The organism is Salmonella sp. A29-2 (genome assembly GCF_020150755.1).
Classification (GTDB): domain Bacteria; phylum Pseudomonadota; class Gammaproteobacteria; order Enterobacterales; family Enterobacteriaceae; genus Salmonella; species Salmonella enterica.
Genome location: NZ_CP083731.1, coordinates 789540 through 814864, shown reverse-complemented (window position 1 = coordinate 814864; position 25325 = coordinate 789540). Strand labels below are relative to the sequence as shown.

22 protein-coding genes and 3 pseudogenes are annotated in these 25325 nt (G+C 52.4%); 8 read left to right on the top strand and 17 right to left on the bottom strand.

The features are described 5' to 3' along the window. The first annotated feature begins 29 nt into the window (after positions 1–29). Positions 30–923 (top strand): DNA-binding transcriptional regulator ArgP, encoded by an 894-nt coding sequence (gene argP / locus K8W53_RS03975; RefSeq protein WP_000828345.1) that lies wholly within the window; start codon positions 30–32, stop codon positions 921–923. Between the two features lie 265 nt (positions 924–1188). On the opposite strand, the gene K8W53_RS03970 is transcribed toward argP, so the two are convergent. From K8W53_RS03970 to epd, 6 genes are all read right to left on the bottom strand, one after another. Next, entirely contained in the window at positions 1189–1935 is a 747-nt protein-coding gene (locus K8W53_RS03970) for an oxidative stress defense protein (RefSeq protein ID WP_023223882.1), read from the bottom strand. 93 nt (positions 1936–2028) lie between these two features. After that, positions 2029–2664: an arginine exporter ArgO gene (gene argO / locus K8W53_RS03965; RefSeq protein ID WP_000626863.1), complete on the bottom strand. Its 636-nt coding sequence runs from the start codon at positions 2662–2664 to the stop codon at positions 2029–2031. 200 nt (positions 2665–2864) lie between these two features. Next, entirely contained in the window at positions 2865–3725 is an 861-nt protein-coding gene (locus tag K8W53_RS03960; protein WP_000389833.1) for a small-conductance mechanosensitive channel MscS, read from the bottom strand. Between the two features lie 232 nt (positions 3726–3957). Further along, positions 3958–5037, bottom strand: a complete 1080-nt coding sequence (gene fbaA / locus K8W53_RS03955) for a class II fructose-bisphosphate aldolase (protein WP_000034386.1) — start codon at positions 5035–5037, stop codon at positions 3958–3960. 101 nt (positions 5038–5138) lie between these two features. Continuing rightward, complete coding sequence (gene pgk, locus K8W53_RS03950) at positions 5139–6302, bottom strand: phosphoglycerate kinase (protein ID WP_000111274.1); 1164 nt, start codon at positions 6300–6302, stop codon at positions 5139–5141. A gap of 21 nt (positions 6303–6323) precedes the next feature. Next, a complete protein-coding gene (gene epd, locus K8W53_RS03945) occupies positions 6324–7370 on the bottom strand; it encodes an erythrose-4-phosphate dehydrogenase (protein ID WP_058654797.1) in 1047 nt (348 codons plus the stop codon). 373 nt (positions 7371–7743) lie between these two features. On the opposite strand from epd, the gene K8W53_RS03940 reads away from it, so the two are divergent. The 5 genes from K8W53_RS03940 to K8W53_RS03920 are packed head-to-tail and all read left to right on the top strand — an operon-like array spanning position 7744 to position 10796. After that, positions 7744–8169 carry a PPC domain-containing DNA-binding protein gene (locus K8W53_RS03940; RefSeq protein ID WP_023223881.1) on the top strand — a complete coding sequence of 142 codons (426 nt, stop codon included), beginning with the start codon at positions 7744–7746 and terminating at the stop codon, positions 8167–8169. A 25-nt stretch (positions 8170–8194) separates the two neighbouring features. Further along, on the top strand, positions 8195–8773 hold the full coding sequence (locus K8W53_RS03935; protein WP_000124001.1) for an ECF transporter S component: 579 nt from the start codon (positions 8195–8197) through the stop codon (positions 8771–8773). Further along, on the top strand, positions 8774–9481 hold the full coding sequence (locus K8W53_RS03930) for an energy-coupling factor transporter transmembrane component T (protein WP_023223880.1): 708 nt from the start codon (positions 8774–8776) through the stop codon (positions 9479–9481). Further along, positions 9469–10146 (top strand): ABC transporter ATP-binding protein, encoded by a 678-nt coding sequence (locus tag K8W53_RS03925; protein WP_023223879.1) that lies wholly within the window; start codon positions 9469–9471, stop codon positions 10144–10146. The genes K8W53_RS03930 and K8W53_RS03925 overlap by 13 nt, the downstream gene beginning before the upstream one ends. After that, entirely contained in the window at positions 10140–10796 is a 657-nt protein-coding gene (locus K8W53_RS03920) for an ABC transporter ATP-binding protein (RefSeq protein WP_001650629.1), read from the top strand. Before K8W53_RS03925 ends, K8W53_RS03920 begins: the two co-directional genes overlap by 7 nt. 43 nt (positions 10797–10839) lie before the next feature. Here K8W53_RS03920 and tkt read toward each other — a convergent pair whose 3' ends face one another. Continuing rightward, the gene (gene tkt / locus K8W53_RS03915; RefSeq protein WP_000098651.1) at positions 10840–12831 is read right to left on the bottom strand and encodes a transketolase; all 1992 of its coding nucleotides are present in this window, start codon (positions 12829–12831) and stop codon (positions 10840–10842) included. A gap of 275 nt (positions 12832–13106) precedes the next feature. Here tkt and K8W53_RS03910 point away from each other — a divergent pair, with 275 nt between their 5' ends. Continuing rightward, entirely contained in the window at positions 13107–13865 is a 759-nt protein-coding gene (locus K8W53_RS03910) for a M48 family metallopeptidase (RefSeq protein WP_000701830.1), read from the top strand. Between the two features lie 12 nt (positions 13866–13877). Here the strand turns inward: K8W53_RS03910 and K8W53_RS23945 are convergent. The 7 genes and pseudogenes from K8W53_RS23945 to K8W53_RS03880 all read right to left on the bottom strand — a co-directional run. Next, positions 13878–13962: pseudogene (locus tag K8W53_RS23945) on the bottom strand (hypothetical protein); the annotation flags it as partial. 3 nt (positions 13963–13965) lie between these two features. Then, positions 13966–14886, bottom strand: a complete 921-nt coding sequence (speB, locus tag K8W53_RS03905; RefSeq protein ID WP_000105550.1) for an agmatinase — start codon at positions 14884–14886, stop codon at positions 13966–13968. A gap of 204 nt (positions 14887–15090) precedes the next feature. Then, positions 15091–16047 (bottom strand): annotated as a pseudogene (locus K8W53_RS03900) (alpha/beta fold hydrolase). Between the two features lie 222 nt (positions 16048–16269). Beyond that, positions 16270–16734: a YhcH/YjgK/YiaL family protein gene (locus K8W53_RS03895; RefSeq protein ID WP_023202681.1), complete on the bottom strand. Its 465-nt coding sequence runs from the start codon at positions 16732–16734 to the stop codon at positions 16270–16272. Positions 16735–16772: 38 nt separating this feature from the next. After that, positions 16773–17780, bottom strand: coding sequence for an Ldh family oxidoreductase (locus tag K8W53_RS03890; RefSeq protein ID WP_000104231.1), 1008 nt, complete (start codon positions 17778–17780; stop codon positions 16773–16775). 13 nt (positions 17781–17793) lie between these two features. Beyond that, entirely contained in the window at positions 17794–18810 is a 1017-nt protein-coding gene (locus K8W53_RS03885; RefSeq protein WP_000853913.1) for a zinc-binding alcohol dehydrogenase family protein, read from the bottom strand. Between the two features lie 2 nt (positions 18811–18812). After that, positions 18813–20285 (bottom strand): mannitol dehydrogenase family protein, encoded by a 1473-nt coding sequence (locus tag K8W53_RS03880; RefSeq protein WP_000379532.1) that lies wholly within the window; start codon positions 20283–20285, stop codon positions 18813–18815. Between the two features lie 627 nt (positions 20286–20912). On the opposite strand from K8W53_RS03880, the pseudogene K8W53_RS23900 reads away from it, so the two are divergent. Then, a pseudogene (locus K8W53_RS23900) lies at positions 20913–21203 on the top strand (hypothetical protein). Between the two features lie 314 nt (positions 21204–21517). Here K8W53_RS23900 and K8W53_RS03870 read toward each other — a convergent pair. The 3 genes from K8W53_RS03870 to speA all read right to left on the bottom strand — a co-directional run bounded on the left by K8W53_RS03870 (position 21518) and on the right by speA (position 25323). Then, complete coding sequence (locus tag K8W53_RS03870; RefSeq protein WP_001576357.1) at positions 21518–22318, bottom strand: FadR/GntR family transcriptional regulator; 801 nt, start codon at positions 22316–22318, stop codon at positions 21518–21520. 153 nt (positions 22319–22471) lie between these two features. Then, positions 22472–23203, bottom strand: a complete 732-nt coding sequence (locus tag K8W53_RS03865) for a hypothetical protein (protein ID WP_000032796.1) — start codon at positions 23201–23203, stop codon at positions 22472–22474. Between the two features lie 143 nt (positions 23204–23346). After that, complete coding sequence (gene speA / locus K8W53_RS03860) at positions 23347–25323, bottom strand: biosynthetic arginine decarboxylase (RefSeq protein ID WP_001278580.1); 1977 nt, start codon at positions 25321–25323, stop codon at positions 23347–23349. Positions 25324–25325 lie beyond the last annotated feature (2 nt).

Below are 25325 nucleotides of genomic sequence, written 5' to 3'. Positions count from 1 at the left end.
GAAAAAAATAACAGGAGCATGACACAACAATGAAACGTCCGGACTACAGAACACTACAGGCGCTGGATGCCGTTATACGTGAACGAGGATTCGAGCGCGCCGCCCAGAAGCTGTGCATCACACAATCCGCCGTCTCACAGCGCATAAAACAGCTTGAGAATATGTTCGGACAACCTTTGTTGGTGCGTACCGTTCCTCCTCGCCCCACGGAGCAAGGGCAAAAATTACTGGCTCTGCTGCGTCAGGTTGAACTGCTGGAAGAAGAGTGGCTGGGCGATGAACAAACCGGCTCTACGCCGTTGCTGCTGTCGCTGGCGGTTAACGCCGACAGTCTGGCGACCTGGCTGCTTCCGGCGCTGGCGCCGGTGCTGGCGGACTCCCCTATCCGTCTCAATTTACAGGTGGAAGATGAAACGCGCACGCAAGAACGTCTGCGTCGCGGCGAGGTGGTGGGCGCGGTGAGTATCCAGCATCAGGCGCTGCCCAGTTGCCTGGTGGACAAACTGGGCGCGCTCGACTATCTGTTTGTCGCGTCAAAGCCGTTTGCCGAGCGCTATTTCCCCAATGGCGTTACCCGGTCGTCGCTGCTGAAAGCGCCCGCCGTCGCGTTCGACCATCTGGATGATATGCATCAGGCCTTTTTGCAACAGAATTTCGATCTACCGCCCGGCAGCGTGCCGTGCCATATCGTTAATTCATCCGAAGCGTTTGTACAGCTTGCGCGTCAGGGCACGACCTGCTGCATGATCCCTCACCTGCAGATTGAGAAAGAGCTGGAAAGCGGCGAGTTGATCAACTTAACGCCTGGTTTGCTACAGCGCCGGATGCTTTACTGGCACCGCTTTGCCCCGGAAAGCCGGATGATGCGCAAAGTGACCGACGCGCTGCTGGAGTACGGGCACAAGGTGCTGCGTCAGGATTAGCCTCTCTATGAATGCCGGATGGCGGCGTGAACGTCTTATCCGGCCTGCATGACCCATTATTCCCCCGCCACTTCTTTGAAATTCATTACAAAATCATTGCGTTCAGGCGGCAAAAAACGACGCGCCATTGGCTATTTTTTGCTGGCGGCAAGACGATTCAAAACGCTCACCGTATTAGCAAATCTTCATTTCATTGCGTAATACGGAGTAAAAAACGCGAATATCGGGAGAAAACTCGGCCTGGAAGCGCCCAGGCCGGGCGAGATTACTGCGTGCTGGCGGCCGTTGTCGACGTCTGCCCGGTTCCAGGTTCAAGCTGGAATACCACATCGACCTGATCGTCGAACTGAATGGTCGGCTGCTCGTAAGTTTCCTGCGCGGATACCGGCGCAGCATCTGCGGCTTTCATCATTCGCACCACCGGACTCGGCTGATAATTAGAGACATGGTAACGAACGCTGTAAACCGGCCCCAATTTGCTGTTAAAACCGGCTGCCAGCGCTTGCGCCTGATGAATCGCGTCATCAATGGCGGCTTTGCGGGCCTTGTCTTTATAGGCGTCCGGTTGCGCCACGCCCAGCGATACCGAACGAATCTCGTTCAGACCCGCCTTCAGCGCGCCGTCCAGCAGCGAATTAAGTTTATCTAACTGACGCAGCGTCACCTCAACGGTTCGCACCGCACGATACCCTTTCAGAATGCTTTTACCGTTTTGGTAATCATAATCCGGCTGCGTGCGCAGATTCGCCGCGCTAATGTCTTTTTTCGCAATCTGATTTTGCTTAAGGAAGGAAAGATATTGCGCCACGCGCTCATCGGCCTGCTTCTTCGCCGTCGCCGCATCCTTCGCCGCGACGTTCACTTCAATCGCTAAGGTGGCGATATCAGGCACAGCATCGACGCTTGCCGTACCGGAAGTCACGATGTGCGGGCCTTCCGGCAATTCGCTTGCCTGCGCCGACATTGCACTTAAACCCACTAATGCCGCCAGGGCCATCACTTTGAACTTCACAGTCTCTCCTCCATATTGCAGTCATTGCCCTGATATACAGGGCGCATGCAGGCAAGCTTAGCGGATATCGGCCTGTTGTCCATCAGACAACGCTTAGTTGAAAAGCGCGTGCATATGCGCGACGCCTTCCCGCGCCAGTTGGAAGGCGATAAGCCACATCACCACCCCAACCAGAATGTTGATAATGCGTTGAGCTTTCGCCGTACGCAGTCGAGGCGCAAGCCAGGCCGCCAGTAGCGCTAACCCAAAAAACCATAAGAACGACGCGCTAATCGTGCCGAGGGCGAACCAGCGCTTTGGCTCCATAGCCAGTTGTCCGCCGAGACTGCCCAACACGACAAACGTATCCAGATAAACGTGCGGATTCAGCCACGTTACCGCCAGCATCGTAGCAATAATTTTCCAGCGCCCCTGCTTCATAACCTCGGCGCTGGCCAGCTCCAGATTACTGCTCATTGCCGTTTTCAGCGCGCCAAAACCGTACCATAACAAGAACGCGACCCCGCCCCATGTGACCAGCGCCAGCAGCCACGGCGACTGCATCAGCAACGCGCTGCCGCCAAAAATACCGGCGCTAATCAGGACTAAATCACTTAACGCGCAAAGCAGCGCTATCATGAGGTGGTACTGGCGACGAATTCCCTGATTCATCACAAACGCATTTTGCGGGCCAAGCGGAAGGATCATGGCGGCGCCAAGGGCAAACCCTTGAAAATAATAAGATATCACGTTAACTACCCTGAGCTGTTTTTCTTAAAGGCAGACTATAGCGCGGGAATATTATTAGCGGAAATTGATAATTTTAATCACTAATAAGAAAAGCTAATAAAGAGACTGAATAACGGATGGCGGCTACGCTTATCCGCTCAATAGCCAGAGAATACTGGAGGCGGATAAGCGCAGCACCGGCAGGCAGCACGGGAGGAAAATTACTCCGCGGCGTTATCTTTCACGCGTTTAAAATTGACGTCCATCTGCGGGTAGGGGAAGCTAATACCAGCGGCGTCAAATTCACGTTTAATACGTTCCAGCACGTCCCAGTAGACATTTTGCAGGTCGCTGCTTTTACTCCAGACACGCACCACAAAATTAATCGATGAGGCACCCAGCTCATTCAAACGCACCGTCATTTCGCGATCTTTTAAAATACGATCGTCGGACTCGATAATCGTCGTTAGCAGTTGTTTCACCTGATCGATATCCGAATCGTAGGCCACACCAATAATGAATTCGTTACGGCGAACCGGCTCACGAGAATAGTTGATGATATTTCCCGCGATAATTTTGCCATTCGGAATCACAATAATTTTGCCGTCTACCGCGCGCATTGTCGTGGAAAAGATTTGCACGTTCAGTACCGTACCGGCAACGCCGCCCAAATCGACATACTCACCGGCGCGGAACGGACGGAACATAACCAGCAATACCCCAGCCGCAAGGTTAGAAAGCGATCCCTGTAATGCCAGGCCAACGGCTAAACCAGCGGCGCCCAGTACGGCAATAACCGAGGCGGTTTGAACCCCCACGCGACCCAGAGCCGCAATCAGCGTAAAAGCGATAACCCCATAGCGCACCAGCGCAGAAAGAAAGTCGGCTACTGTCGCATCAATATGACGCGCACGCATCAGACGATTTACCGTATTGGAGATCACGCGCGCTACAATCAAGCCGATGATGATAATAGCGATAGCCGCAACAATATTCACAGCATAGCTGAGCAATAACGCCTGGTTGCGTACCAGCCAGGTGCCCGCACCATTTATGCTGTCGACAACATTCAAATCTTCCATTCAATATTCCTTGGTCATAGCAAAACAAGCAAATGAGATCATTCTCACGAAAAGAACTTTTTAAAGGTAAACAAAAACAGAGGAATATGCCATTTTTCGGCATCATCCCAAAACCAAAAAAGGCAGGTACACTGTGAGTTGGCCGGATGAAAGCGCTAACTAACGCCGCTCTCCGGAAATAACGATAAAAAAATGGCTTCCCGAGGGAAGCCATTTCAATCAGCAGACTATATTACAGAACGTCAATCGCGTTCAGTTCTTTAAATGCTTTTTCCAGACGAGCGATCATCGAAGTCTGGCCAGCACGCAGCCATACGCGCGGGTCATAGTATTTCTTGTTCGGCTGATCTTCGCCTTTCGGGTTGCCCAGCTGACCTTGCAGATACGCTTCGTTTTCTTTGTAGTAGTTCAGAACACCTTCCCAGGTTGCCCATTGGGTATCGGTATCGATGTTCATTTTCACTACGCCGTAGCTTACGGAGTCTTTGATTTCCTGAGCAGTAGAACCGGAACCGCCGTGGAAAACGAAGTTCAGGCTGTTGTGCGGCAGGTTGTGTTTCTTAGAAACATAGTCCTGAGAATCACGCAGAATAGTCGGAGTCAGAACCACGTTACCCGGCTTGTAAACGCCGTGTACGTTACCGAAGGAAGCGGCAATGGTGAAACGCGGGCTGATTTTGCTCAGCTCAGTGTACGCGTAATCAACGTCTTCCGGCTGAGTGTACAGGGCAGAAGCGTCCATGTGGCTGTTGTCCACGCCGTCTTCTTCACCACCGGTGCAACCCAGTTCGATTTCCAGAGTCATGCCAATTTTGGACATGCGCGCCAGGTATTTGGAGCAGATTTCGATGTTTTCGTGCAGAGACTCTTCAGACAGGTCAATCATGTGAGAAGAGAACAGCGGTTTACCGGTAGCCGCGAAGTGTTTTTCACCCGCGTCCAGCAGACCGTCGATCCACGGCAGCAGTTTCTTCGCGCAGTGGTCAGTGTGCAGGATAACCGGCACGCCGTAGTGTTCAGCCATCTGATGAACGTGATGCGCGCCAGAGATAGCGCCCAGGATTGCCGCGCCCTGAGGTACGTCAGTTTTCACGCCTTTACCCGCGATGAAGGACGCGCCGCCGTTGGAGAACTGAACGATGACCGGTGCTTTAACTTTTGCAGCGGTTTCCAGAACAGCGTTGATGGAATCAGTGCCCACGCAGTTAACTGCCGGCAGAGCAAAATTGTTTTCTTTTGCTACCTGGAACACTTTCTGTACGTCATCACCAGTGATCACGCCTGGTTTTACGAAATCAAAAATTTTAGACATGTTTCGTTGTCCTGTATCGTCGGGCTTTGGGAAAAAACACGGGCCGCCCTGAATGTCAGATCGGCGATAAATCAACGGGCAGGAATCCCTGCCCGTAACGATTACTTCTTAGCGCGCTCTTCGAGCATCGCTACGGCTGGCAGAACTTTACCTTCCACGAATTCGAGGAATGCGCCGCCGCCAGTAGAAATGTAGGAAATTTTGTCAGCAATGCCGAACAGGTCGATTGCCGCCAGGGTGTCGCCGCCGCCAGCGATGGAAAACGCTTCGCTATCAGCGATGGCATTCGCCACGATTTCAGTCCCTTTACGGAAGTTCGGGAACTCAAACACGCCAACCGGGCCGTTCCACAGAATGGTTTTGGCATTCTTGAGGATTTCAGCCAGCTGCTGAGCGGAAGCATCGCCGATATCCAGGATCTGCTCGTCTTCTTTCACGTCGTTAACGGATTTCAGAGTCGCCGGTGCGGTTTCGGAGAACTCGGTGGCAACGCGAACATCGGTCGGAACCGGGATATCGCAAGTGGTCAGCAGACGTTTTGCTTCGTCAACCAGGTCAGCTTCGTACAGGGATTTACCGACACTGTGGCCCTGAGCGGCAACGAAGGTGTTGGCGATACCGCCGCCGACAATCAGCTGGTCAGCGATTTTAGACAGGGAGTCCAGAACGGTCAGTTTGGTAGATACTTTAGAACCACCAACGATAGCCACCATCGGACGAGCCGGTTCTTTCAGCGCTTTACCCAGCGCATCCAGTTCAGCGGCCAGCAGCGGGCCTGCGCACGCAACGTCAGCAAATTTGCCGATACCGTGGGTAGAAGCCTGCGCGCGGTGCGCAGTACCAAAGGCGTCCATCACGAATACGTCACACAGGGCGGCATATTTTTTAGACAGCGCTTCGTCGTCTTTCTTTTCGCCTTTGTTAAAGCGAACGTTTTCCAGAACCACCAGCTCACCTTCGGCCACGTCAACGCCGTCCAGGTAATCTTTGACCAGGCGAACCGGGTTAGACAGTTTGTCTTTCAGATAGTTAACAACCGGCAGCAGAGAGAATTCTTCGTTGTACTCGCCTTCGGTAGGACGACCCAGGTGGGAAGTTACCATCACTTTCGCGCCCTGTTTCAGAGCCAGTTCGATGGTCGGCAGAGAGGCGCGGATACGCGCGTCGCTGGTCACTTTCCCTTCTTTAACAGGTACGTTCAGATCCGCACGGATAAAAACGCGTTTCCCGGCCAGATCCAGATCGGTCATCTTAATTACAGACATGGTGAATCCTCTCAATGATGCTTAAAGTTTTGTCGACGCTGACGCGTCGAGCCTGAAACCAACTGCGGCCATCGCTAACGTGGTGTCGAGCATCCTGTTAGCAAAGCCCCATTCATTATCGCACCAGACCAGCGTCTTGATCAGGTGGGCGCCACTGACCCGGGTTTGCGTGCCATCAACAATGGCGCTGTGCGGGTCGTGGTTAAAATCTATCGAGACCAACGGTGATTCCGTATAGTCAACTATACCATGAAATGCACCTTGTGCTGCTTTTTGCAGCAACTGGTTGACTTCACTGGCTTTTACTGGTTTTTTTACCGTCACGCTTAAATCGATCGCCGTCACATTAATGGTTGGAACGCGCACCGCAATCGCCTCAAAACGATCGTTAAACTGCGAGAATATACGCGTAATGCCTGCCGCCAGTTTTGTATCTACCGGGATAATCGACTGGCTGGCCGCGCGCGTGCGCCGCAGATCGGAGTGATACGCGTCGATCACCTGCTGATCGTTCATCGCGGAGTGGATCGTCGTGACGGTACCAGATTCGATGCCGTAAGCATCATCCAACAATTTAATGACGGGAATTATGCAATTCGTGGTACAGGACGCGTTTGAGACAATACGATGTTCCGCACGCAGTTGGTTCTGGTTCACGCCAAAAACGACGGTGGCGTCAAGATCGTTGCTGCCCGGATGAGAAAAGAGCACTTTCTTCGCGCCAGCGGCAATATGCGCCTCGCCATGCTCCCGGTTGCCATATACGCCCGTACAATCCAACACGATATCCACGCCCAGTTCGCGCCACGGCAGATCCGCTAACGTTCTTTCATGCAGAATACGAATGACGTCGTCGCCGACAAAAAGCTGCTCGCGCTCGTGGCGAACCTCCCATGCAAAACGCCCGTGGCTGGTATCGTATTTCAACAAATGCGCCATGCCTGCGGCATCCGCCAGCTCGTTGATGGCCACCACGGTAATTTCCGCCCGACGTCCGGATTCATACAAAGCACGAACCACGTTACGTCCGATGCGACCAAAGCCATTAATCGCTATGCGTACGGTCATAGGTCTCCTGCAAGGCTATCCCGATTCAGATGAGGCTGACAGAGTAATGCAGCTCATCGTCGAGTAAAACCTCACCTGTCGCAAACTGCGACTGATTGGTTAATTGTCGAACATTTAATTAACTGAAACGCTTCAGCTAGAATAAGCGAAACGGGGAATAAAAGGAATGTTTGTCCAGTCGAAGAAGACAGTTATCTGACCTGCATCACATTTCATGGCCGCTTACGCTGCAATTTATTCCATATTTAAGAATCACCAGTTCATCCGTCAGATCTTTTCATCGTCGCGTCACAAATACTGATTTATATCAGAAAGCGCTGTCGCCAGCGTCTATATTATCAGCGCCACGTCCGAGTCTCGGAGTCCTGTAACGATGACTGTATCTCACCACAACGCCTCTACAGCGCGCTTTTACGCGCTTCGTCTGCTTCCCGGCCAGGAAGTGTTTTCCCAATTACACGCCTTTGTGCAACAGAACCAATTACATGCCGCCTGGATTGCAGGGTGTACCGGCAGTCTGACCGACGTTGCGCTGCGTTATGCCGGGCAAGAGGCGACCACATCGCTCACCGGCACGTTTGAAGTTATCTCGCTAAACGGCACGCTTGAATTGAGCGGCGAGCATCTGCATCTCGCGGTATCGGATCCCTACGGGGTCATGCTCGGCGGCCATATGATGCCAGGGTGTACCGTGCGTACCACGCTGGAACTGGTTATCGGCGAGCTGCCAGCGCTGACGTTCAGCCGTCAACCGTGCGCCATTTCCGGTTATGACGAACTGCATATTTCTTCCTGTTAATTGACGACTCTTTAAGAGGTACTTTATGGCGCGTCGCCCGTTTTCCAGCCAGTCTCTGGTGCTGATTGTCATCGCTATTGCCATCAATATGATTGGCGGACAGCTTATTAGCATGTTGAAGCTGCCTATTTTTCTCGACTCGATCGGCACCTTAATTAGTGCGGTGCTGTTAGGGCCGTTCATCGGCATGTTGACGGGGCTTCTGACCAACTTGCTGTGGGGGCTGCTTACTGATCCTATCGCTGCCGCGTTTGCCCCGGTAGCGATGGTTATCGGTCTGGTCGCCGGGTGGCTGGCGCGCGCAGGCTGGTTTCGTACCCTGCCCAAGGTGATCGTCAGCGGGGTCGTCATTACGTTGGCGGTGACGCTGGTCGCCGTACCGCTTCGTACCGCGCTTTTTGGCGGCGTTACCGGTAGCGGCGCTGATTTATTCGTCGCCTGGATGCATTCAATGGGCCAAAACCTGGTGGAGTCGGTCGCGATTACCGTCATAGGCGCTAATCTGGTCGATAAAATTCTGACGGCGATCATCGTTTGGGTGCTGCTGCGTCAGCTACCGTTACGTACGACACGGCATTTTCCTGCGATGTCAGCCGTACGCTAAATGCATCCGTTTACCTCGTTAACCTTATGGGCGCTGGCGGCCTGCACCACGCTGCTGCTCCCTGCGCAGACCGTGCTCCCGATTTATAGCGCGGCGGCCTTCCTCTGTCTGCTGGCGCTGAAATCAACGCGGCGGCGGGCGAAGTATGTCGCCTGGCTGATGCTGTCTTTAGGGTTTGGGCTATGGCTGGTACATGGCGGTTGGCTAACGGAATGGATAAGCGGGCAGCCTCGCGATCCGCAGCGCTGGGTATATGCCGTTACGCTATGGCTACGTCTGCTGGCGATCGTGTCGACGTCGCAGCTATGGATGCAGTATGTGCCGGTTCAGCGGTTTATTCGCGCCCTGTTCGCTTCACGTCTGCCGCCCGGCATCGCTTACCTGTTCGCTGGCCCGCTGCTGGTCGTCGAACAGCTCAAACGACAAATGACGATCGTTCATGAAGCCCAGCGCGCGCGCGGCGTACCGCTGGATGAAGGCTGGTACCAGCGGCTACGGGCGATGCCTGCGCTGATCGTGCCGCTTACGCAAAATGCGCTTAACGATCTGACAATACGCGGCGCGGCGTTGGATATGCGGGGGTTTCGGCTGCATCGAGCCCGAACCACGCTGTGGGCACCGAAAGATAGCGTGTTACAACGGGTTGCGCGGTATGGCATGGTACTGCTAATACTGGCGGAAGCGGGAGTATGGATATGGTTACGTTAGAGCAGTTTCGTTATCTTCCGTCCGATGCGACACGCCCGCCGGCATGTTTTGATTTCCACTATTCAACACCCGGAATAGTGGCGATAGTCGGCGATAACGGCAGCGGAAAAAGTACGCTGGCGCAACTGATGGCTGGCTGGTATCCGGATTATCTTCCCGGCGATATTGATGGCACAGGCTTACTGCTTGGCGTCCCTATCGGGCGGCTCCCGCTGGTAGAACAGTCGCCCACCATCCAGTTGGTGCAGCAATCGCCTTATTTACAGCTTTCCGGCTGTACCTTTAGCGTAGAGGAAGAGGTGGCGTTTGGCCCGGAGAATCTCGGCCTCCATGAAGCGGAAATTCTACGGCGCATTGACGAGGCGCTGACCCTGACAAACTGCCAGTCGTTACGCCATCGCCATCCCGGCACGCTCTCCGGCGGCGAAACGCAGCGGGTAGTGATTGCCAGCGCGCTTGCCATGCAGCCCAGGCTATTAGTTCTTGATGAAGCCTTCAGTCGGCTGACGTCAGCGGCCACCGGGATGCTGCTGGAACGGCTACAACAGTGGGCGCTGGAACGTCATTCTCTCATTGTGCTTTTTGAGCGTAACCATTTTCCTTTTCTGACGCGATGCCAGCGGGTATGGCAATTGCGCGACGGAGCGCTAACCCCATTATGTTGACGTTAAATCAGGTCGCTTATCGCTGGCCGGATGCCGCAGCCGACTGTCTGCACGCTATCTCGCTTGAACTTCGTGACGGCGAATGGCTGGCGTTGACCGGCGATAACGGCGCGGGAAAATCAACGCTGTTACGGATTATGGCCGGCCTGCTTTCCCCCACTTCCGGCTCGGTAACGCTTAATGGAGAGCCGATTGCGCAGCTTAAAAATCGTCAACGCGCCGCCGCTATCGGCGTACTCTTTCAGGAAGCGGAAAACCAGATTTTCCACAGCAATGTCGCGCAAGAGGTCGCTTTTGGGCTGAAACTACAACGCTTATCGGCGGAGGAAATTTCACGGCGCACGCAGGCCGCGCTGCGGTTATGCCAGCTAACGGACGTCGCCGAGGCGCACCCGCTTGATCTGCACGCCGCACAGCGCCGGATGGTGGCGGTCGCCAGTCTGGAGGCGATGGCGCCGCCTGTGTTATTGCTGGATGAACCCAGCCGGGATTTTGACGCCCACTGGCTAACCGTATTTGAACACTGGCTGGCGACATGCCGGGTACGGGGAACCAGCGTCGTGGCGATTAGCCATGACGCTGCGTTTACCCGGCGTCATTTTTCACGGGTGGTACAGCTGGAAAACGGCAGGTTGTCAAAGGGGGAATAAAAAACGGGTCGCCGAAGCGACCCGTTTTATGCCGTATTAAGGATTACAGCAGCGCTTTCGCTTTGGCGATCACGTTGTCCACCGTGAAGCCAAACTCTTCAAACAGCAGCTCTGCCGGGGCGGACTCACCGAAGGTGGTCATCCCGACAATAGCGCCGTTCAGGCCGACGTATTTGAACCAGTAGTCAGCGATACCCGCTTCAATCGCCACACGCGCAGAGACCGCTTTCGGCAGCACGGATTCACGGTAGGCCGCATCCTGCTTGTCGAACGCGTCGGTGGACGGCATGGAAACCACGCGCGCCTTCACGCCTTCGGCAGTCAGTTTTTCGTAAGCGGCAACCGCCAGCTCAACCTCAGAACCGGTCGCAATGAAGATAATCTGCGGCTGGCCCGCACAATCTTTCAGTACGTAACCACCGCGGGCGATATTCGCCAGTTGCTCTTCAGTACGTTCCTGCTGCGCCAGGTTCTGACGGGATAGAATCAGCGCGGTTGGGCCATCCTGACGCTCTACGCCATATTTCCACGCCACCGCGGATTCCACCTGATCGCACGGACGCCATGTGGACATGTTCGGCGTTACGCGCAGGCTTGCCACCTGCTCGACCGGCTGGTGCGTCGGGCCATCTTCGCCCAGACCGATGGAGTCGTGGGTGTAAACCATCACCTGACGTTGTTTCATCAACGCTGCCATACGCACTGCGTTACGGGCATATTCGACGAACATCAGGAAGGTGGAGGTGTACGGCAGGAAACCGCCGTGCAGGGCGATACCGTTGGCGATAGCGGTCATACCGAATTCGCGCACACCGTAATGAATGTAGTTACCTGCGGCATCTTCGTTAATCGCTTTCGAACCGGACCATAGGGTCAGGTTAGACGGTGCCAGGTCTGCAGAGCCGCCAAGGAATTCCGGCAACAGCGGACCGAAGGCTTCGATGGCATTCTGGGACGCTTTACGGCTGGCGATTTTGGATGGATTCGCCTGCAGTTTAGCGATGAACTCATTCGCTTTCGCATCGAAGTCAGCCGGCATGTCGCCTTTCATACGACGGGTGAATTCAGCAGCTTCCTGCGGGAAGGCTTTCTCATAAGCCGCGAATTTCTCGTTCCATGCGGATTCTTTCGCCTGGCCGGCTTCTTTCGCATCCCACTGGGCGTAGATTTCAGACGGGATTTCGAACGGCGCGTATTTCCAGCCCAACTGTTCGCGGGTCAGCGCGATTTCCGCGTCGCCCAGCGGCGCGCCGTGGGAATCGTGGGTACCCTGTTTGTTCGGCGAACCGAAGCCGATGATGGTTTTGCACATCAGCAGGGACGGTTTGTCAGTCACGGCGCGAGCTTCTTCCGTGGCGCGTTTAATGGCGTCGGCATCGTGACCGTCAATGCCACGGATAACATGCCAGCCGTAAGCTTCAAAACGTTTCGCGGTGTCATCGGTGAACCAGCCTTCAACGTGACCATCGATAGAGATACCGTTGTCATCATAGAACGCGATCAGTTTGCCCAGTTTCAGAGTACCAGCCAGAGAGCACACTTCGTGAGAAATGCCTTCCATCATGCAGCCGTCGCCCATAAAGACGTAGGTGAAGTGGTCAACGATGTCGTGGCCAGGACGGTTAAACTGCGCCGCCAGAGTTTTCTCGGCAATCGCCATCCCGACGGCGTTGGCAATACCCTGACCCAGCGGGCCAGTAGTGGTTTCAACACCAGCGGTGTAGCCCACTTCCGGGTGACCAGGGGTTTTTGAATGTAGCTGACGGAAATTCTGCAGTTCGGACATCGGCAGGTCATAGCCGGTGAGGTGCAGCAGGCTGTAAATCAGCATTGAGCCGTGGCCATTGGACAGCACAAAGCGGTCGCGGTCGGCCCAGGACGGGTTGGTCGGGTTGTGGTTCAGGAAATCACGCCACAGGACTTCGGCAATGTCAGCCATACCCATCGGGGCACCCGGGTGACCGGATTTGGCTTTCTGTACTGCGTCCATGCTCAGCGCACGAATAGCATTGGCAAGCTCTTTACGTGAGGACATTTTGACTCCAGATCGGATGTTGAAAGGCCATGCCCGTAACGACTTGACGACAGCGCGTTTTGGGCTACGCCGGAAAATTTGCCAACAATTTACCCCAAGCCGCGCGTCATGTACATGGAACATCCTTTTACCGCTTCAGAAATCTCCGGATCGTGCTCGTATGTTGCGCAATTAGCTAACTTGCCTGCCATGCTTTTCTTTATACTTAACCCAGGCGCTAATTCATCTGCAACGGGCGCATTTCAAAATAATATTGATTCGTATGGAAGAGAAAAATGAAAATTCGCGCTTTACTGCTTGCTTTGGGCATGGCGACGGTGCTGACCGGCTGCCAGAATATGGACTCTAATGGACTGCTTTCTTCGGGTGCTGAAGCTTTTCAGGCCTATACGTTAAGCGATGCGCAGGTAAAAGCGCTGAGCGATCAATCCTGTCAAGAGCTCGACAGCAAAGCGAAAATCGCGCCGGCGAGCAGCGAATACACTAAACGACTGGCAAAAATTGCCGCCGCGCTGGGGGATAACATTAACGGCCAGCCGGTGAACTATAAGGTTTACGAGACGAAAGACGTCAACGCGTTTGCCATGGCGAACGGTTGTATCCGCGTCTACAGCGGACTGATGGATATGATGACCGACAACGAAGTTGAAGCCGTGATCGGCCATGAAATGGGCCATGTCGCGCTGGGTCATGTAAAGAAAGGGATGCAGGTCGCGCTGGGCACTAACGCCGTGCGCGTCGCGGCGGCATCGGCAGGAGGCGTTGTCGGCAGCCTGTCGCAATCACAGCTTGGCGATCTTGGCGAAAAACTGGTGAACTCGCAGTTCTCGCAGCGTCAGGAGTCCGAAGCGGATGATTATTCTTACGATCTGTTGCGCAAACGCGGTATCAGTCCGGCAGGACTCGCCACCAGCTTTGAGAAACTGGCAAAACTGGAAGCGGGTCGTCAAAGCTCGATGTTCGACGATCACCCGGCGTCCGCCGCACGCGCACAGCATGTGCGCGATCGTATGAGCGCAGACGGGATCAAATAACCCCCGAACAGTGCCGGATGGCGGCGTGAACGCCTTATCCGGCCTACAAGCATCAATCAGCTGTAGGCCGGATAAGCGCAGCGCCATCCGGCAAAACAACTTACTCGCCCTTCTTCGCCGCCTGGATATAGAGCATTTCTAATGCCAGCGTCGCGGCCGCCAGAGCGGTGATCTCCGACTGATCGTAAGCCGGCGCGACTTCCACTACATCCATACCGACAATGTTCAGATCTTTCAGACCGCGTACCAGTTTAATGGCGCGATCGGAGGTCAAACCGCCGATCACCGGCGTACCGGTGCCAGGCGCAAACGCCGGGTCCAGACAGTCGATATCAAAGGTCAGATAGACCGGCATATCGCCGACGATCTGTTTCACCTGAGCGAGAATATCATCCACGCCGCGATCGTTGACCTGGCAGGCATCCAGCACGGTAAAGCCATTGTCTTTGTCAAACTCAGTACGAATACCGATCTGTACCGAATGATGCGGATCGATCAGGCCTTCTTTCGGCGCGGTGTAGAACATCGTGCCGTGATCGAATTCGCAGCCGTTAGCGTAGGTATCGGTATGCGCATCAAAATGTACCAGCGCCATTTTGCCAAAATGTTTCGCGTGGGCGCGCAGCAGCGGCAGCGTGACGAAGTGGTCGCCGCCGAAAGAGAGCATACGCTTGCCTGCAGACAGCAGTTTTTCAGCGTGCGCCTGTAATTTTTCGCTCATTTCACGGGCATCGCCAAACGCATACACCAAATCGCCGCAGTCCACGACGTTCAGGCGCTCGCGCATGTCAAAATTCCACGGGAAACGGTGATGTTCCCAGGCGAGGTTGGTCGACACCTGACGGATCGCCGCCGGGCCATGACGGCCGCCAGCGCGACCGGACGTTGCCATATCAAACGGTACGCCAGTGATCACCCAGTCGGCATCGCTGTCATACGGCTGGAAGTTCATTGGCAGACGTAAAAAACCAAACGCATTAGAAACCAGTGAGTTATCGTACTGATGACCTAAGGTGCTCATGGCAAAAACCTCTTCTTAGTCAATATAAAAAAACCCTCCCGCGTCGTTAGGCCCGACGAGGAAGGGTTTGAATTTGTTTACGGCTCAAAGTTTACTCTGACAGACCGCATTATTGAAGTCAGTTTAGCCAGGTACAGTAGACAACGCCCGAAAAAAATATATATCCAGCGCAAATCAGTAGGCTCATACGTCCATCGCGGTCAGTTAAGAGGCCTTAGGGATTTGCCGCTGTAAAAACTCAAGCACTAATGCGTAAAACAGCGGTGTTTTTCCTGGCGTCTGGAAAATGGCGTGACCGCTACCGGGAATGAGGGTCATCTCCGCCTGAGGCAGCAGCCGGTACAGCTCGGTAACTTCTTCAACGGTGAAAAATTCATCCCGGTCGCCGTCCAGTAATAGCACAGGAATGTGGATTTTTTTCACCTCTTCTTCCGCCAGCGATGTGGGCGTTGTCCACATTGGCCAGACACCTTTGAGGAACGTGCGCCAGTAGTCTTTTTGCTCTGGATGATGCATGTTCTGATAAAATTTAACCATCCCGGGCGCATCCGAAGCCATTTTATCCAGATCGCGATCCGTCAATTGCCCCTGAGGCATTCCTTTACCATAAAAAATTTCCATCCCCTACATGTAATGGGTCGTAGCAAAGCGATGCGTTGCGCCGCCGACGATAGCAGCGCGCGCTAGATCCGGGTATCGGCTGGTTAACTTCAGAACGACCATGCCGCCATCGCTGTAACCCATCACCAGCGGTTTTTCCAGCTTCAGCGCTTTAACAAAAGCCGCCATATCTTCCGTCATCAGATCATAGCTAAACGTTCCTTGCGGGTTATTGGTTAATCCATGTCCACGACTGTCCGGCATGATGACGCGAAAATATCGAGATGCCTCTTTCGCTAATCCCTGCCAACTTTTCGCCGTCAGACCACCACCGTGAATCAACAGCAGCGGAGGCCCCTCGCCCTCTTCAACGTAATGAATTTTGATACCATTCGCTTCCACAAATTTATCTTTGTCCATCGTTGTTGCTGAAGCATTTATTAAAAATATAATATTGATAATAAAAATAAATGCTAATTTAAAAATATGATTCATAACACCTCGCCAATCACTTTCCGTGTAAAAGACCATATTATTCAGATTGAACAAAAATAACATCAAAATCGATTTGTATCATTTTCACTTATTTACCGGGGAGACCCCGCATCCTCTTTTTACAGAACGTAAAAAGCCTTTCCGCGATTAGCCTCAACGCGAAAAGGCTCTGAAGTCAGAAAAGTGCCACCTTATTCATTCTGGCTGTAATTCAGGATGACTTGAAGGTCTCTTCCTGAATTGCATTTGGCGCTTTCTTTATTCCTTCGTCTGACAGGGCAAGCTTGACTAGCTAAATGCCGTGGCCGGAATTTTCACAATCGCTTTTTTTACCGGCGCAGGTTTACCACGCGTACAAAGCGGACGGTGGATCTGGTTGGGATAAAAAAGCGCGAAATCGCCAGGATTTAATGTAACGAACTGCTCATTAGCGACACATTCAGGAAAGATGATGTCATCAGGAAGATGCTCAAGCTCCTTTATCCTGGTATCAATTTTGTTGGAATAGCCAATCTCCTCATAACCGCTTAGTAAAATCTGAACATCGATATATTTTTTATGAAGTTCAGCTTTGCGGTTTAACGAAGAGTGTGTTTCCCCTTCGCTTATCATAAGAAATGATTCCGGGAAAGAAAGTTCATATTTACCAGCAGGCTGATCTTCAGCTATCTTCACCGCTTCGATGATAAGTTTTTTAATAATGTGGTTAACGTAAGGTAATAAAGTAAGCTGCTCTATATTTCCATATAGCATACTATAGTTATCCTAAATAATGGTCGTGATTATAATTATCAGCCAATCAGGTACTGGTAAATACCTTCAGCCACAGGAATACCTTCTTTTAAACATTTTTCTTTATAAGCGATTTGCGGATCGTTTGGCGCCAGCACTTTATCAACACCGGGCATCGGTTTTACAGCCCTTAGCTCATTGACCATTGTGCTCATTATTGAGGAAAACAGCGGATTGCCCAACATCTGCGGATCAATAACGATAACCAGACTCGCTAACTTGCGCATCTTGTCATAGTCGCCATACATCCGAACAATATGGTTGCTAAAGTTTGCCCCCATCAGGACGCCCGTGAGCGCATCAATCGCCAGGGCAATACCAGAACCTTTGTGTCCGCCAAAGGGCAGCAGATTTTCAATTTTATGCGGATCGGTAGTGATATGTCCCTCTTTATCCAGCGCCAGGCCATGACCTATTGGTTTCCCGGTTTCTTTGGCGTGCAGAATTTTACCAAACGCAATGGCGCTGGTCGCCATATCGACGATCATCGGATGGCTGTCTTTAACGGGGAAGCCGAAGGCGATTGGGTTAGTCCCCAGAAAGCGCTCCGCGCCGCCATACGGCGCAACGCAGGTATCCGTTTGCGTCATGGCGATAGCCACCATTCCCTGGCTTGTCGCCTGCTCAATGAACCACGAGAGCGCACCGCAGTGGGACGTATTTTTGACGCTGACGAAACCCAGCCCCGTCTCTCTCGCCAGACTAATAGCGTGATCTGTCGCCTTTATCAGCGCGCAGTGTCCCATTCCATCATCAGAGTCCAGAATAGCGACTGAAGGCGAAATCTGTTCGATGCTGAATGTTGCTTTTGGATTGAGCCCGCCTGCGTTCAGGCGGGTACAATAGTGCTCTACGCGAATAACGCCGTGGGAGTGAACGCCGGTAATATCGGCATGAACCAAAACGTCGGCTACCTGCTGCGCCGTTTGCGCGTCAAGACCCGCCTGGGTGAGTTTATTAAACGCCAGCGCTTTCAATTCATTTTCTTTGACTAATATTGTTGACATAACTATCCCGCTATTAAAATTTGATAACGCCTTTAACCAATTTTTTGTTTTCTACCACGTTCTTCTGGTACTGGTTGCCGAACGTATAGAAATCGAATTCCTGGTTTTTCATCATTGTTTCGCTAATAGCGCCCTGAGCCATTAGCTCAATGACACATTCGAAGTCTTCCCGCGTCGCGTTACGGCTGCTCAATAGCGTGGTCTCTTTTTTATGGAAGGTCGGATCGTCAATGACGAGCTCGCCGATATACAGCCCGATGAAGACGATTTTTCCGCCGTGACGAATCAGATCGACAGCGCGGCTCATGGAGGATTTATTGCCGGTGGCATCAAGCACAGTGCCGGCTAATTCACCGGAGAAACAGGCTTTCAGCGCATCAATATAGTCGTCTGACGACGGATCGAGCGTTGCAACGCCTACCTTTTCGGCGACCAGACGACGGCGTTCGGCGTCAATATCAGCTACCGCGACGCGAGCGCCTTTGGCTTTTGCTATCGCGGCGGCGGCCAGCCCAATCGGCCCGGCGCCGACCACCACAATGTTTTGCTGCGGCTTCACGTCAGCGCGGCGTACTGCATGGGCGCTGATGGCGAAACACTCAACCAGCGCGCCCGCGCTGTCGGTGAGGTTATCCGACAGTTCAACCAGATTTTGTTCACGAACGGCCAGATATTCGCTAAAGCCGCCGTCCTGGTGAACGCCATACAGCGAGACGTTCTCACAGCAGTTGGTTTTTCCTTCCCGGCAGGCTGCGCAAGCGCCGCAAGGAATACAGGGAATAACGCTATAGCGTTGGCCGACCTTCGCCGTGCTGCACGATTTACCCAACATTTCTGCCACGCCGCAAATTTCATGACCCAGCACGCGCGGATAGGCAAAAAAGGGCTGGCGGCCGGCAAACGCATGGATATCGGTGCCACAAATACCAACCGCTTTAATTTTTAACAGTACTTCATCGTCTTTTAAATGAGGAATATCTCTTTCAATGTATTCGATATTTCCCGGATTATTACAGATAAGCGTTTTCATACTTAACCCTTTGAAGATAAACGGTGAATGGTGGCCGTGACGCCATGTAACTCAATATGGTTAAAGGCCTGCTGAATGTCGTTTAAAAAGTCTGCGTTGTCGCCGGCCAGCGTTCCAAAGATGCTATTTATCTGCAGCAAAGACAGCGCTTGTTCCCATCGCGTGTTTTTATTTTTAATAGCCGCATTGAAGGTATCATTGAGCGGGTCGGCCACACTCTGCCCCTGAGAGAGTGTATTAATGACGTAATGGAGCCAGCCCGCAATCAGCGTCGCTAACGCCCTGCCCTTAACGCCGCGCGCCTGAAGCGTCAGATAAGGATCGACGGCCCGCTGAGGCAGCTTCTGAGAACCGTCCATCGCAATCTGTCCGGTCTTATGTTTAATGTTCGGGTTGCTGAATCGCTCAATGAGCAACTGCGCATATTGATGTACATCTACCGCCAAATTCGGGCGCAGCGATTTTGCCTGCTCTTCCGTCATTAAATGATGTACGGCGGTTTTAAAAGCGTCGTCTTCCATGCACTGATAGATAAACTCATATCCAGCCAGGCTGCCGTTATAGGCGAGAAACGAATGGCTGCCATTCAGCATACGAAGTTTCATTTCTTCATAGGGAAGCACGTCCGAGACGAACATCGCCCCTGCTTTATCCCAGTCAGGACGACCGGCAACGAAATTATCTTCGATAACCCACTGACGGAAATCCTCGCATACGATGCCGCAGGGATCGGCAAAACCGATCTGGTCTTTAATCATGTCAAATTGCTCTGGCGTCATTGCCGGCACGATGCGATCGACCATGGTGCCAGGAAAGGTGACATGCTTCGCTATCCAGGCCGCCAGTTGCGGATCGAGATTATCGGCAAACGTAACGATCGCCGTTTTGGTCAAATGACCGTTTTCCGGAATGTTATCGCACGACAGTACACTAAACGGGGGAAGCCCTTGCTGGCGGCGTATCCGTAGCGCTTCGACGATCAGTCCGAGTGCTGACCGGGGATGTTCAGGATCGGCAAGATCGTGTTTGATGAGCGGATGGCTGAGATCGAGCGTTCTGGACCGCGGATCGGTGCAGTAACCTTTTTCCGTTATCGTCAACGAAACAATTTTTACCTGCGGCTCAGTTAGCTTCTCGATCGCCGCCTGAATACCTGACTTCGGCGTATGCAACGCGCCGGTGACGGTACGAACCAGGCGACTATTGATGGCGCTGGCTGACGTTTCCACCACTGAAAACAGCCCCTGTTGCGCATTTAGCGCATCCACCAGCTCCGCATCGCCGAACAGATTCAGTTCAAAAATCCCCCAGCGGTTGCCGGTTATCTCATTCGTGAGATCGTTATAAACAGCCTGATGACCACGGTGAAAGGCGCCAAATCCAATATGTACGATGTTGGCTTCCATTCCCTGACGTGAATAAGTCGTTTTGAATTGGTGCCTTGCGGCGTCTAACTGGCGAGCTATGGTGTCCATGAATTTTTCCCACTCCTGTTTTGTTTACCAATTCTGCTTAAACACCATACCAAAATCCGTGAATATGATCACACTCATGGCACCAGATTCTTTCCCCCGGTATGCTGACTAATAGCCAATGAATAAAAATAATTTATTTATCAATTAGTTACAAAAAGCACTTCTCAGGATAAATTTTATGATTCACAAAAGCGTGATTTTGATTAGAAAAATCGGCCACGAATTGGCATACCACCCATACAACCCGCAATCATTAAACCCCATGAAAAACAATATCTTATTGAATAACACCCCGCTGCAAGCGTATATGTCACGCATGATTGGTTCAACAACCTCCCGAAATACAGCAAACCAAACCTGATAATTTGTCTAGTGAATTAATGAGCTCAATTTATTATCAGCATCAACGTTAACCTAAGAACATCAGTTACGGTTTTGATCATCCGGGTCGCTGCTAAAGCGATGAGGAGTAAGCCGCCTTTAGACGTAATTGGCAAATTAATCCATTGATTGAACACAGGAAAAAATTGATGAAGACGCAGATTAGGTACGTTGAAACAAAGCTTTCAAAGCCCCTCAGGCCGAGGTCTTAGTTGACGCGAAACATGGCATAATAGCCATTTCGAACTGGTAACCACGACGATTACGCTGGAAGACGGTTCAACTGGCACCGGATATACCTATACCGGCGGAAAGGGAGGGTATGCAATTAAAGCGATGATCGACCACGATCTTGCCCCGGTACTGTCAGGGAAAGAGGGCGCTGCGATTGACGATATCTATGACTTTATGGAATAGCATATTCACTATGTGGGTCGCGGAGGCATCGCATCGTTTGCGATGTCTGCGGTGGATATCGCTCTTTGGGATTTGAAAGGCAAACGTGAAAAACTGCCGCTGTGGAAAATGGCTGGCTGAAGGCGGCGCGTCTGTCGACGAATGGCGGTCTTTCGGTATGCTCGCTCGGTATGCAGGAATTACACGTCAGACTGGTTTCCGCATTCGAGACTGGCTGACTGGAAGTTCACAGCTTCCCGATCGATCAATATACCAAACATCCGCTGGTGGTCGACAATTATCGCGCCGTGGCACCAGACACCTACGGCATTGGCGTAGAGTTTGACTGGGATAAGCTGAGCGTTTACGAAGCCTGATTCCCTCTCTCCGGGCTTGTTTTTGGCGGCAGGCCCGGTTAATCGCTGACAAAAATGTCATCCGCCTGAAAATAGCCGTCAGGTGGCGAAGAAAAAATCATCAAAATCTTCCAGCGAATCATCCTGTTGGAAGATTTTTACCAGCTCATTTTTACTGTTTTCAAGATGGGTCCACGAGGCCTGTCTGGCCTGCTCAGCATCGCGTTTTTGCAATGCAAGGAAGATACTACGGTGATCTTCCACCCATTTCATTCTTAACTCTTTCTTATGTAAATACTTATAGTTTAACTGCTTCCAGCGCGGATTTTCGGTCCTGACAGCCCGCCACAGCTCGGCAGATTGTTTCATTAATACACGATTTTGCGTGGATTCCGCGATGATATTGTGGAACTGGCGATCCAGTTCTTCAAATTTGTCGCTGTCGCCGCCAATCTGCTTTTCCTGCTGCTCAATAATACGTTTAAGCTGCTTAAGTTCATTAAATCTTATTTGCGTAGCGGCAAAACCGGTGATGTTGCTTTCGATGACCTGCCGGGCCTGTAGCAATTCAAAGGGGCCAATGTCTGAGTAAGGCAAGAGCGCTTTTTGATTGATTTTCTCCAGACTATCAATAAAGTAAGTGCCTGCGCCTTGCTTAACCTCTACCACTCCCTTCAGCTCAAGCATAATAATCGCCTCACGAATCGTCGTGCGGCTGGTTTGAAAACGCTCGCTAAGTTCTCTCTCCGCCGGAAGTCGCTCGCCAGCTTTAAATACCCCTGAATAGAGTAGTTCTTCTATTTGCAGCCCTATATCAAAATAGCGCCGCTTGGTTAAAATTTGTTCCATGCACATACCTATGTAGACAGCAATTGCTCCACTTGAGGGTAGTGTAAACAAATCCTAATGTTTATGGTAAACAATTTCCCTGCCAGAGAGTGGTCGTTTCTTTCCCACAACCTACGGCTATGCGCGTCACACAGTCCTTCCCCACCAGACTCGGCAGGAAAGGCACTGATTCCCATAACGCATATTTGACGTTTGATGCCGGGTTTATTTGCGGCAGGGCGGCGGCGCATACCCGTTATTGTCCGCCGGGAAAGCCTGCGAGGAACAAGGCGGTAGCGTATTCGTTGCTTTACCCTGCAATGCAAAGGCGGCAAAGCCGATGACGCCGATGTTGCGTACATCGCCCTGCGCGGAGTGGGCCGCATAAGCGTCAGCTACGTCGGCGAACTGGAATGCCGCCTCAGTGTGTTTATCTTTGCGAAACCCTTTAATCGCCAGTGAGTCGCCGGCGTTAACAATATAGCCATGATGATTCAGCGAGCCTGCTTTTCCGTTCAACACGTCCAGGCCATCAACCGTTGCGACGATTTCGTAATTGGTATCATGACTGTAATTACGAATATATAACTGATAGTTCATCCCTGATCTTGCAGGAATACTATATTGCCATTGTCCCATTGATGCGTTGTAGCGACGAGTAATTGGAATCGAATTAAAATTAGCGTCGCGCACAGCATATTCAAGATCGCTGATACGTATACTATAAACTTTATCGTAACCTGACGGATATTGAGTGGAGTAATTTATTACCACCATTTCGGCAGGTTCTCGATCGGCACGTTCTACCGAAACGCTTTGTACCGATGAATGCACGTCGCCGCCCCAGGCGGTGCCGACGTCGGATGAAGAGCCATTATTAGATTGCATTCCGCTGGAACAGCCGCCTAACAGCAAAAACAAGCCAACAATGACGGCGTTAAATTTAAATTTACTCATACTCACACCCCTTTTTAATTATTAGGGGGATTGTAGGCCCATAAAATTACATAGAGAAGCGACGCGCTGATAATTAAGAATTTATAAAATATAAAAGGGTCGATTTAAATAATTAAATCGACCCACAAGCGGAATACTCTTAATTACTCATCTTCAAGATAAGTATAACCGTACAGTCCCGCTTCAAATTCCTCAAGGAACTGCTGCTGCAACGCATCGTCCAGATCCGTCTGTTTTACCTGGTCGCGGAAATGCGTTAACAGCGTTTTTGGATCCAGTTGCACATATTGCAGCATATCCGCAACGGTATCGCCTTCGTCCGACAGCTCAACCTCGACGCTACCATCCGGGAAGACAAACACGTCAACCGCTTCAGTATCGCCAAACAGGTTGTGCATGTTACCGAGGATCTCCTGATAGGCGCCGACCATAAAGAAGCCGAGCATCGGCGGATTCTCTGGATCATATTCCGGCATCGGCATCGTCGTGGCGATACCGTCGCCATCGATATAGTGGTCAATAGCGCCATCGGAATCACAGGTTATATCCAGCAGCACGGCACGACGTTCCGGTACCTGATCTAACCCTTCCAGCGGCAGTACCGGGAAGAGCTGATCGATTCCCCACGCGTCCGGCATTGACTGGAACAGCGAGAAGTTGACGTACATTTTGTCCGCCATCCGCTCTTGCAGTTCGTCGATAATCGGACGATGCGCACGGTTTTGCGGGTCCAGTTGCTTCTGCACTTCATGGCACATGCTGAGATAAAGTTGTTCCGCCCAGGCGCGCTCCTGCAAACTAAACGCGCCGGAAGAGTAGCCGATATGAATATCGTGCAGATCCATTTGGCTATCATGCAGCCATTCACGCAGCGAGCGGCGGGTGCCGGGCTTATGCATCTCCTGCCAGGTTTCCCACAGATTTTGCAGCGCGCGCGGCGCATCTTCAGCAGGGGCAGTCGGATCCGTGTATTCGTTACGCTCCACGCCGATAATGTTAGAGACCAGTACCGTATGGTGCGCAGTGACGGCGCGGCCAGACTCGGTAATCACCGTCGGATGCGGTAAACCATGCTCTTCGCAGGCATCGCCAATCGCCCAGATGATGTTATTGGCATATTCGTTCAGGCCATAGTTCACCGAACAGTCGGACTGCGAGCGGGTACCTTCATAATCCACGCCCAGACCGCCGCCCACGTCGAAGCACTGGATATTCACGCCCAGCTTATGCAGCTCAACATAGAAACGCGCGGACTCGCGCACGCCGGTCGCGATATCGCGAATGTTCGCCATCTGCGATCCCAGGTGGAAGTGCAACAGTTGCAGACTGTCCAGACGCCCGGCGTCACGCAGGGTCTCCACCAGTTGCAGCACCTGGGTCGCCGCCAGGCCGAATTTTGATTTTTCGCCGCCGGAGGATTGCCACTTACCGGATCCCTGAGAGGCCAGACGCGCACGCACGCCCAGACGAGGAACCACGTTCAGGCGCTCGGCTTCTTCCAGCACAATCGCGATTTCAGACATCTTTTCGATGACCAGATAAACCTTATGGCCCATCTTCTCGCCAATCAGCGCCAGCCGAATGTATTCACGGTCTTTATAACCATTACAGACGATCACGCTACGGGTCATGCCGGCATGCGCCAGCACCGCCATCAATTCCGCTTTTGACCCCGCTTCCAGCCCCAACGGTTCACCGGAATGGATAAGGGACTCGATCACGCGGCGATGCTGATTGACCTTAATCGGATAAACGAGGAAGTAGTCGCCGTTATAACCGTAAGATTCACGCGCACGCTTAAACGCCGCGTTAATTGAACGCAAACGGTGTTGCAGGATCTGCGGGAAGCAGAACAGCGCCGGCAGACGCTGGCCTTGCGCTTCGCGCGCTTTCACCAGTTTGGCAAGATCGACACGCGCTTCCGGTACGTCGGGATCGGGGCATACGCTAATATGGCCCAGCTCGTTGACGTCGTAGTAGTTATTGCCCCACCAGGCAATATTGTAAGTGCGCAGCATCTTGCTGGCTTCCTGGGAGCTCATTGCAACCTCCTGCATGGAGCGTAGTACACCCTGTTCGCCTGCTGACGAAGGCGAACCCATAGACATGTCGTCAGACATAG

Bases quoted from the DNA above. Each gene is read 5' to 3' on its own strand.
- argP (WP_000828345.1), top strand. From the start codon at position 30: ATGAAACGTCCGGACTACAGAACACTACAGGCGCTGGATGCCGTTATA.
- K8W53_RS03960 (WP_000389833.1), bottom strand. From the start codon at position 3,725: ATGGAAGATTTGAATGTTGTCGACAGCATAAATGGTGCGGGCACCTGG.
- fbaA (WP_000034386.1), bottom strand. From the start codon at position 5,037: ATGTCTAAAATTTTTGATTTCGTAAAACCAGGCGTGATCACTGGTGAT.
- pgk (WP_000111274.1), bottom strand. From the start codon at position 6,302: ATGTCTGTAATTAAGATGACCGATCTGGATCTGGCCGGGAAACGCGTT.
- epd (WP_058654797.1), bottom strand. From the start codon at position 7,370: ATGACCGTACGCATAGCGATTAATGGCTTTGGTCGCATCGGACGTAAC.
- K8W53_RS03940 (WP_023223881.1), top strand. From the start codon at position 7,744: ATGACTGTATCTCACCACAACGCCTCTACAGCGCGCTTTTACGCGCTT.
- K8W53_RS03935 (WP_000124001.1), top strand. From the start codon at position 8,195: ATGGCGCGTCGCCCGTTTTCCAGCCAGTCTCTGGTGCTGATTGTCATC.
- K8W53_RS03930 (WP_023223880.1), top strand. From the start codon at position 8,774: ATGCATCCGTTTACCTCGTTAACCTTATGGGCGCTGGCGGCCTGCACC.
- K8W53_RS03925 (WP_023223879.1), top strand. From the start codon at position 9,469: ATGGTTACGTTAGAGCAGTTTCGTTATCTTCCGTCCGATGCGACACGC.
- K8W53_RS03920 (WP_001650629.1), top strand. From the start codon at position 10,140: ATGTTGACGTTAAATCAGGTCGCTTATCGCTGGCCGGATGCCGCAGCC.
- tkt (WP_000098651.1), bottom strand. From the start codon at position 12,831: ATGTCCTCACGTAAAGAGCTTGCCAATGCTATTCGTGCGCTGAGCATG.
- K8W53_RS03910 (WP_000701830.1), top strand. From the start codon at position 13,107: ATGAAAATTCGCGCTTTACTGCTTGCTTTGGGCATGGCGACGGTGCTG.
- speB (WP_000105550.1), bottom strand. From the start codon at position 14,886: ATGAGCACCTTAGGTCATCAGTACGATAACTCACTGGTTTCTAATGCG.
- K8W53_RS03895 (WP_023202681.1), bottom strand. From the start codon at position 16,734: ATGCTATATGGAAATATAGAGCAGCTTACTTTATTACCTTACGTTAAC.
- K8W53_RS03890 (WP_000104231.1), bottom strand. From the start codon at position 17,780: ATGTCAACAATATTAGTCAAAGAAAATGAATTGAAAGCGCTGGCGTTT.
- K8W53_RS03885 (WP_000853913.1), bottom strand. From the start codon at position 18,810: ATGAAAACGCTTATCTGTAATAATCCGGGAAATATCGAATACATTGAA.
- K8W53_RS03880 (WP_000379532.1), bottom strand. From the start codon at position 20,285: ATGGACACCATAGCTCGCCAGTTAGACGCCGCAAGGCACCAATTCAAA.
- K8W53_RS03865 (WP_000032796.1), bottom strand. From the start codon at position 23,203: ATGAGTAAATTTAAATTTAACGCCGTCATTGTTGGCTTGTTTTTGCTG.
- speA (WP_001278580.1), bottom strand. From the start codon at position 25,323: ATGTCTGACGACATGTCTATGGGTTCGCCTTCGTCAGCAGGCGAACAG.